Source organism: Streptomyces albidus (ex Kaewkla and Franco 2022) (assembly GCF_013870515.1).
Classification (GTDB): Bacteria; Actinomycetota; Actinomycetes; order Streptomycetales; family Streptomycetaceae; genus Streptomyces; species Streptomyces albidus.
In genome coordinates, this window is sequence record NZ_JACBXA010000024.1 from 36,175 (window position 1) to 44,029 (window position 7,855).

General features: G+C 70.8%; 9 protein-coding genes. 7 read left to right on the plus strand and 2 right to left on the minus strand.

The annotated features are described in order from the left end of the window. Positions 1-79 precede the first annotated feature (79 nt). From H5J26_RS06855 to H5J26_RS06880, 6 genes are all read left to right on the plus strand, one after another. Entirely contained in the window at positions 80-412 is a 333-nt protein-coding gene (locus tag H5J26_RS06855) for a hypothetical protein (protein ID WP_181764811.1), read from the plus strand. Continuing rightward, positions 409-780, plus strand: coding sequence for an ArsR/SmtB family transcription factor (locus H5J26_RS31905; RefSeq protein WP_419183758.1), 372 nt, complete (start codon positions 409-411; stop codon positions 778-780). The genes H5J26_RS06855 and H5J26_RS31905 overlap by 4 nt, the downstream gene beginning before the upstream one ends. 5 nt (positions 781-785) lie before the next feature. Next, entirely contained in the window at positions 786-1,154 is a 369-nt protein-coding gene (locus tag H5J26_RS06865) for an MmcQ/YjbR family DNA-binding protein (RefSeq protein ID WP_181764812.1), read from the plus strand. Positions 1,155-1,246: 92 nt separating this feature from the next. Continuing rightward, on the plus strand, positions 1,247-2,422 hold the full coding sequence (locus tag H5J26_RS06870; protein WP_181764813.1) for a Gfo/Idh/MocA family protein: 1,176 nt from the start codon (positions 1,247-1,249) through the stop codon (positions 2,420-2,422). 468 nt (positions 2,423-2,890) lie between these two features. Continuing rightward, on the plus strand, positions 2,891-3,988 hold the full coding sequence (locus tag H5J26_RS06875; protein WP_181764814.1) for an N-acetylmuramoyl-L-alanine amidase: 1,098 nt from the start codon (positions 2,891-2,893) through the stop codon (positions 3,986-3,988). Between the two features lie 100 nt (positions 3,989-4,088). After that, entirely contained in the window at positions 4,089-4,853 is a 765-nt protein-coding gene (locus tag H5J26_RS06880) for a YqjF family protein (RefSeq protein WP_181764815.1), read from the plus strand. A gap of 4 nt (positions 4,854-4,857) precedes the next feature. On the opposite strand, the gene H5J26_RS32215 is transcribed toward H5J26_RS06880, so the two are convergent. Together H5J26_RS32215 and H5J26_RS06890 are read right to left on the minus strand one after the other, a co-directional pair. Next, positions 4,858-5,610 (minus strand): GntR family transcriptional regulator, encoded by a 753-nt coding sequence (locus tag H5J26_RS32215; RefSeq protein ID WP_181764816.1) that lies wholly within the window; start codon positions 5,608-5,610, stop codon positions 4,858-4,860. Next, positions 5,607-6,497 (minus strand): hypothetical protein, encoded by an 891-nt coding sequence (locus H5J26_RS06890; protein ID WP_181764817.1) that lies wholly within the window; start codon positions 6,495-6,497, stop codon positions 5,607-5,609. Before H5J26_RS06890 ends, H5J26_RS32215 begins: the two co-directional genes overlap by 4 nt. A gap of 199 nt (positions 6,498-6,696) precedes the next feature. On the opposite strand from H5J26_RS06890, the gene H5J26_RS06895 reads away from it, so the two are divergent. Further along, positions 6,697-7,855: CaiB/BaiF CoA transferase family protein (locus H5J26_RS06895; RefSeq protein WP_181764818.1), on the plus strand; the 1,159-nt coding region annotated here is incomplete at its 3' end.

Genomic DNA, 7,855 nt, shown 5'->3' on the forward strand with positions numbered 1-7,855 from the left:
GTGCGCGAATCGCGCATGCAACAGGACGCCACACGGAACGTCCTTGATATTATTTAGCCGGAGCGCTAATAATCGCTTCATGAGCGAACCGATCACTTCCATCGCCCGCTACCGCGTCAAGCCCGGCTGCGAGAGCGAGTTCCTCGAAATCGTCGACCGGCACTGGACCACGCTGCGCGAGGTGGAGCTGGTCACCGACCGCGAACCCGAGGTCTACGTCGGCACGGAGAAGCGCCCGGAGGGGCCGCTGATCGTCGAGATCTTCGACTGGGTGGACGAGGACGCCTCGCGGCGCGCGCACACGCATCCGCTCGTCAGCCGCATCTGGGAGGCGATGGGCCCTCTCTGCGAGGAGCGCGAGGGGCAGCCCGCGTTCGAGTTCGCCGGACTGCGGCGGCTCGCACGCCGGTGAGTCCTGCGGACGAGGCGAAGCCGGCGCGGGGGCTCCGCGATCTCGACGACATCGAAGCGGTCTTCAGCGCGCTCGGGCACGCCACTCGGCGCCACATCCTCCAGGTGCTGGCTGCGCGGAACGGCACACTGACCGCCGGTGAGCTCGCCACCCGCTTCAGCCACAGCTGGCCGACGACGACGCGGCACCTGGGAGTCCTCACCGAGGCGGGGCTGGTCTCGGTGGCCTCCGCCGGGCGGGAACGCCACTACCGGTTGGAACGTCAGCGGCTCGGTGACGTGCTGGCGCTGTGGCTGGGCAGCGTCGGCTTCGATCTCCACACCACGGGACAGGACAGCGAGCCGGAACCCTCGGAGGGCACACGATGACGAACATGGACCGTCTCGAACGGATCGCGGCGCGACTGCCGGAGGCGGAACGCGTCGACATCGAGCAGTGGGGCGACCATCCCACCTTCCGGGTCAGGGGGAAGAACTTCGTCTTCTGCGACGGCGAAGCGCGCCACCTGTCGCTGAAGTTGTCCCGGGAGGAGGCCGCGGCCGTCGCGGCGACCGACCCGGGCGTCGAGCCCGCAGGCTACGGCCTCGGCAGGCACGGATGGATCGCCCTCACCCTCACCCCCGGCGAGGACCAGGACGAGGACCGGTGGCAGCAGATCACGGAGTGGGTCCGCACCTCCTACACCCTGGTCGCGCCGAGGAGACTGGCCCGCATCGTCGAGGAGGAGGACGGCACGGCCTGAGGGGGGACAGGCACGGCGGGCGCGTGAGCGCGACGAGGCGCGTGAGTACGACGGGGCACGTGAAGGCGTTCAACTCCGGGAAGGCTTCGGCCATGACCGACACCCCCTCTTCCGGAGGCACCCGGCTGCGCCTCGCCGTCGCCGGGCTCGGAGCCGTCGCCCGCACCGTGCATCTGCCCCTGCTGGAGAGACGACGCGATCTGTTCGAGATCACCGCCCTGTGCGACCTCTCCGGCAGCAACCTCGACGAGATCGGCACGCGCTACCAAGTCCCGCAGAATCGGCGGTACTTGAGCACGGACGCATTGTTCGCCGGAGGCGGCTTCGACGCCGTGATGCTGCTGACTTCCGGCTCCCACGGAGATGCCGCCGAGGCCGCCCTTCGAGCCGGCTACGCCGTGCTGTGCGAGAAGCCGCTGGCCTTCACGCGTGCCGAGGCCGAGCGGGTCGCGGCCGCCGAGGACGCGCAGGCGAGCGGCCCGCGGCTGATGGTCGCCTACATGAAGCAGTACGACCCCGCCGCCCTGCGCCTGGTCCGGCTCCTGGAGGAGGCGGGCGGCCCCGAGGCGGTCCGTTCCGTGGAGGTGTGCGTCCTGCACCCGACGGGCAAGTCCCAACGGGACTTCGCACACCTGCCGTTGCCTCCGGGCGACATCGACCCGGACGCGCTCGCCGCGCTCCGCGCCAGGGACGCAAGTCTGATCGACCACGCGCTCGGGGTGGAAGCACCACCGGCTGCCCGTTCCCTGTACGAGATCGTCAACGCCTCTGTGTGCCACGACCTTTCGCTCATGCGCCTCGTCCACGGATCCCCGGAGACCGTGGACTTCGCAGCGACGTGGCCGAGCCGGGCCGGTCAGACGGGACCGGGTTCCGTCGAGCTGTCCGGGCGCCTGCCGGGCGGCGCCCGCTACGCCATCCGCTGGCACTACCTGCCCGGGCACGCCGCCTACCGCGAGACGGTCGACGTGCACCACGAGGGCGGCACCCTGCAACTCGCCTTCCCCTCGCCCTACTTGATGAACACGCCCACGGTGCTGACAGCCACCGACAACGACGGCGGCACCGAGCGCCGCGCCCGGTTCCGCTCCGTGAGCGAGGCCTTCGAGGCGGAACTCGTCGCGTTCCACGCGATGGTCACCCGCGGCGAGCCGCCCCTGACGGGCGTGCGCGGGGCCACCGAGGACCTGATCACGGCTCAGCGCGCCGTTGCCCGGCTCGCCGCCCTGGAAGGGCACCCCTGCGCGGGGGAAGCGGCGTCGGCCTGAGCATGACCGGGCGTCAGCGCTCACGGTGAGCGGCTTCCCGGGGAGCACCCGCCTGGTGGAGCGGTGCACCGGGAGCTGAGGAACCACCGTTCGGATGAAGGAGGCGCCCCTGGGGCTCCGTCAACTGACGGAGCCCCAGGCCTCCGCCCGGGCACACTCGCGAGCTGCGGACCACCTCCCCCGTACACCGGTTTCACAGGGCCGACCATGGGAGGCGGGGCCCGGTTCGCTCTGCTACAGGTGATTCGTGGCCCGTTTTTCTTTCAGAACTCCGAGAAAGTCGCAATGCGTTGCCCCAATGGGGTTGTCGCGTTCATGGCGGGTTGCTTTTACTGGCGAGGCGCGGAATTCGATTTCAGCCCGCGCGGGAAGAGGGCCGGCTGCCTTCTCCCGCGCGGGTCCCCCCACTCTTCGGTGACGGAACTCCGAGCGAGCGAGCCACCGTTCCCACCCTCGAAGGAGATCGAGATGGCTGCACAGCAAGGCTTCGACCGCCGCTCGCTGTTGCGCGGTGGTGTGGCGGCCACGGCTGCCGGCGCGATCGGTCTGAGCGCCGCCGGGACCGCGAACGCCGCCGGTTCGTCCGCGGCGTACCGCTCACAGGGCGCACGCGCCAAGGCGGTCGCCGAACCCCGCATCTACAGCACGGAGGAGTGGGGCGCACGTCCTCCCTCCAGCGCCATCGTCGTCGAGAACCACGTCCCCACCTTCATCGTCGTCCACCACACCGCCGAGCCCGGCAACAGCGAGGACTACTCGCTGGAGCACGCGAAGAAGATCTGCCGGGACATCCAGAACTTCCACATGGACGGCAACGGCTGGGCGGACACGGGCCAGCAGTTCACCAACAGCCGCGGCGGATACCGCCTGGAGGGACGCCACAGGAGCCTGGAAGTGGTCCGCGGCGGCACCAAGCACGTGCAGGGTGCCAACGTCGGCAGCCACAACAGCGAGGTCATCGGCATCGAGAACGAGGGCCTCTACTCCGACGTCGACGTACCGCAGGCGCTGTGGGACTCCCTCGTCCAGCTCGTGGCCTGGATCGCCGGTCAGTACGGCACCGACCTGGCGAACATCCAGGGCCACCGGGACTTCAACTCCACGGAGTGCCCCGGCGGCGTCCTCTACGGGCGTCTGCAGGAGCTGCGTGACGCCGTCGGCAACGCGCTCGGCGTGAAGTCCGCCGAAGGGCTGCTGACCTGGCCGCTGCTGAAGCCCGGTGCGGTGGGCCCCCAAGTACGCGCCGCCCAGCACCTGTTGCGGGCCAAGGGCTTCAAGTCGGTGCCCGTGGACGGCGTCTTCGGGACGGGCACCAAGCGGGCCGTCGCCGAACTCGCCGACTCCTACGGCATCGAGAAGCACGCCTGTGCGGCCTCGCACCACAGCAAGGTCGACGAGACCGGCTACCTCGGCTCCGACATCTGGCCGCTGATCACCCCGTCGGTCCGTTCGGCAGGCGCCGGCGACGTCCAGGACGCCGTCAGCACCCTTCTCCGTAAGACCCGCGGCACGGTCTCCTCCGTCGAGGAGCTCACGCAGTCCGACTGGAAGCGGCTGCTGTCCTGACGCGGCAGCTCTGACCCGGCGGGGGCGGCCGAGCGATGCCCCTCGCCGCCTCCGCCGGGTCGCCGGAGCACCTCCCGGTTCGCTCTGCGATGCTGGACACGTGCCGCAGACGCCCCGCGATCCGCAGCCCGTCACACCCGATCCGCCTCCCCCGACGGGGAGCGCGCTGCTCACGCAGTCATGGCTCGACCTGGCTTTCGTGCACTGGCCCGCGGACCCGGCCGACGTGGCTCCGCTGCTGCCCGTCGGCACCGTCCCAGACGTCCTGGACGGCAGGACCTACATCGGCCTCGTCGCCTTCCGCATGCACCGCGTGGGCTGGTTCCGGCTGCCCGGCATCCCGTACCTGGGCAGCTTCCCCGAGACCAACGTCCGCCTCTACTCGGTGGACGAACACGGCCGCCGCGGCGTGGTGTTCCGCTCTCTCGACGCCTCGCGTCTGATCCCGGTGACGGTGGCGCTCAGCGTCTTCCGCATGCCCTACCGGTGGTCCCGTATGGCCGTGGACCACCGGGGCGGCAGCGTCACCTACACCAGCACCCGGCGGTGGCCGGGCCCCAGGGGCGCGCGCTGCCGGATGACGGTACGGATCGGGGAGCCCATCGCCGAGCCCACGGAGCTGGAGCACTTCCTGACGGCGCGCTGGGGGATGCACAACGCCTTCTTCGGGCGCCCGGTCTTCCTGCCCAACGACCATCCGCGCTGGCCGCTCCACCGTGCCGAACTCACCGAGTGCGACGCGGACTTGATCCGGTGCGCCGGGCTGCCCGCGCCGGCCGGTGCTCCGGTGAGCGTGCTGTACTCGCCCGGTGTTCCCGTACGGTTCACCCGCCCCGCACACCCCGCGGGCGTACCGACGCCGTGAGGCCTCAGCGCGGACCGCGCCGCAGCCGCACCCGGTAGGAGTACTGCTCGGGCAGGAAGTGACTGATCGCCAGCTCGGCGCGCTGCCCGTCCGCCGTGCTGTAGAGCCGGTCGATCCGCAGCAGGGGAAGTTCCGGTTCGCAGTGCAGCTCCACGGCGACCGTCTCGGGCGCGGCGGCCACGGTGATGCTCTGTTCCGCATCGGTGATCGGCGAGGGCAGCCGCTCGTCGAGCAGCCCGATGACGGTGACCGTGCTGACCGCGCCGGGCGCGGCGAGTTCGGGTACGGACCGCAGCCGCTCACCCACCTCGGGTGGCAGCCACACGGTCGTGTGGCAGAACGGCACTTCGTCGTGCAGACGCCGGAACGCGAGCGTGTGTACGGCGTCGCTCTCCAGTTGCAGCCTGCTCGCGGCGTCCACGTCGATCTGGCGGCGCAGGGGGCTGGAGACCTGCATCTTCGTGTCGACGGACAGACTCATCAGGTCCTCGACCGAGCCGAACTGCCGCAGGTAGCGGCTGTCGCGCTGCGCGGCGAACGTGCCGCGCCCGGGCACCCGTTGGACCAGCCCCTCGGCGACCAGATCCTGGAAGGCACGTCGTACCGTCTGCCTGCTGACGCGGTAGGTGCGGGCAAGCTCGGCCTCGGTCGGCAGCCGTACCCCTTCGGGATAGCGCTGGCCGAGGACGTCCGCGCGCAGATCGTCCGCGAGCTCGCGGTAGGCGCTCCGGCGTCGGCTCGGCCGACTGCCGCTCACGCGAGGCTCACCTCCGCGGTGGCGTGCGTGTCCTCCCGGCTGCCGGCCACCCACAGCCGCAGGCGTGTCCCTTCGGCGTCCACGCCCGTCTCCTCGCCGCACGTCAGCAGCCGCTCGCCGCAGAAGGCGGGCGTGCGCAGCCGGTACGACAGCGTGCGCACCGCACGTCCGGGCGCCTCGCGGCGTACGAGCTCCAACATCGACAGGACCAGCAGCGGGCCGTGCACGACCAGCCCCGGATACCCCTCGGTGCCGGTCGTGTAGGGCGCGTCGTAGTGGATGCGATGGGCGTTGGCGGTCAGCGCGCTGAAGCGGAAGAGCAGGGACGGGTCGGTCCCCCAGGGCGACTGCCAGGGTGCGTCGGACGCCGGTGTCGTGTCCGTGTCCACCGAGAGCCCGGCCGGTACGGGCGCCTGCCCGCCGCTGCGGTAGACCAGGTCCACCTCCTCCGTCGCGCACAGCACGCCGCCCTGCCGGAACTCGCCCTGCACGGTGACGAACAGCAGCTCGCCGCTCCTGCCCTGCTTGAGCTCGACTCCCTTGACGGAACTGGCCAGTTGGGCCGGTGTTCCCAGGAGCAGCGGCGTGTGGACCTTCAGTCGTCCGCCCGCGAACATCCGCCGCCGCTGCGGGATCGGCGGCAGGAAGTGACCGTCGCGGAGGTGCCCGTCGACGCCGAGCTCGCTCTGCCGCGGGCTGCTCAGAAAGTGCAGCCAGTGCCACAGCGGCGGAATCGGCTGCCCGGTGACAGCCGCGGGTGCGGGCAGATCGAGCATCGCCGAGAGAGCGGCGGCGGGGCCGGCGTCCATCGGGTCGGTGCTCTCGGTGCCGGGCGGACGCCAGGTGCGCGCGATGCTCTGCAGAACGCCGGCGTCATCGGTGGGCATGGACACGGGCTTCTCCTCGCTCACGCCTGACGGCCGTGTGCGGCTTGTTGCGTACAAAGCAGGGGCATTCTGTGAACCACACCGCTCAACCGTCAAGCAGGACGGGCATCTTCGCAGTTGAGAGCCGTCATTGACACCCCTGTTCTTTGGCCGTACAAATCGTCTGACCGGGACGGCGACAGGACGGAGTGATGCGAGGATGACTCAGCGCCCGCTGGACGGGATCACCGTCGTCAGCCTCGAGCAGGCCGTGGCCGCCCCGTTCGCCACGCGCCAGCTCGCCGACCTCGGCGCCCGCGTCATCAAGGTCGAACGCCCCGGCGGCGGTGACTTCGCCCGCCGCTACGACACCACCGTGCACGGGCACTCCAGTTACTTCGTCTGGCTCAACCGCTCCAAGGAATCCCTCACGCTGGACGTGAAGGACGAACGCGGACGTGCCGTGCTCGGCCAACTCCTCGCGCGGGCAGACGTGTTCGTGAACAACCTCGCGCCAGGAGCCGCAGGCCGGCTCGGACTCACCCCCGACATCCTGACGGCCGAGCACCCACGGCTGATCCCCTGCACCGTCTCCGGCTACGGCACCAGCGGACCGTGGGCGGACCGCAAGGCGTACGACCTGCTCGTCCAGTGCCAGACCGGACTCGTCTCGCTCACGGGCAGCGGCGAGGAGTCGGCCCGCGTCGGCATCTCCGTGGCGGACATCGCCGCCGGCATGTACGCCTACAGCGGCGTCCTGACGTCCCTGTTCACGCGAGCGACCACCGGCGTGGCGCGGCCCGTCGAGGTCTCGCTGTTCGAGGCGCTCGCCGAGTGGATGGGTCAACCGGCCTACTACACGGGCCACTCCGGCACACAGCCGCCGCGCATCGGCACCCAGCACCCCACCATCGCCCCGTACGGCGCCTACACCGCGGCCGACGGCAAGGAGGTGCTGTTCTCCATCCAGAACGAACGCGAATGGACCGCCCTGTGCGCGGAGTTCCTGGAGCAGCCGGAGCTGACGGACGATCCGCGTTTCGCCACCTCGTCCGCCCGCGTCGCCAACCGTGAGGCTCTCAACGCCGTTGTCGCCGAGCGCTTCTCCCGTTCCCCCGCGGCGGAGATCGCCGCACTTCTCGACCGGACCGGCATCGCCTACGCCGAGGTCAACTCCGTCGCCGACTTCCTCGACCATCCCGTCCTCCACGGCCGGGACCGCTGGCGGGAGGTCGGCGTGCCCGGCGCATCGGTCCAGGCGCTGCTGCCGCCCGTCGACATCGCCGGGACCAGCGCCCGGATGGACCCGGTGCCCGGAGTCGGGGAGCACACCGACGCGATCCTCGGCGAACTCGGCCACTCCACCGCCGACGTCGAGG

Bases quoted from the DNA above. Each gene is read 5' to 3' on its own strand.
- H5J26_RS06865 (WP_181764812.1), top strand. From the start codon at position 786: ATGGACCGTCTCGAACGGATCGCGGCGCGACTGCCGGAGGCGGAACGC.
- H5J26_RS06875 (WP_181764814.1), top strand. From the start codon at position 2,891: ATGGCTGCACAGCAAGGCTTCGACCGCCGCTCGCTGTTGCGCGGTGGT.
- H5J26_RS06855 (WP_181764811.1), top strand. From the start codon at position 80: ATGAGCGAACCGATCACTTCCATCGCCCGCTACCGCGTCAAGCCCGGC.
- H5J26_RS06870 (WP_181764813.1), top strand. From the start codon at position 1,247: ATGACCGACACCCCCTCTTCCGGAGGCACCCGGCTGCGCCTCGCCGTC.
- H5J26_RS06890 (WP_181764817.1), bottom strand. From the start codon at position 6,497: ATGCCCACCGATGACGCCGGCGTTCTGCAGAGCATCGCGCGCACCTGG.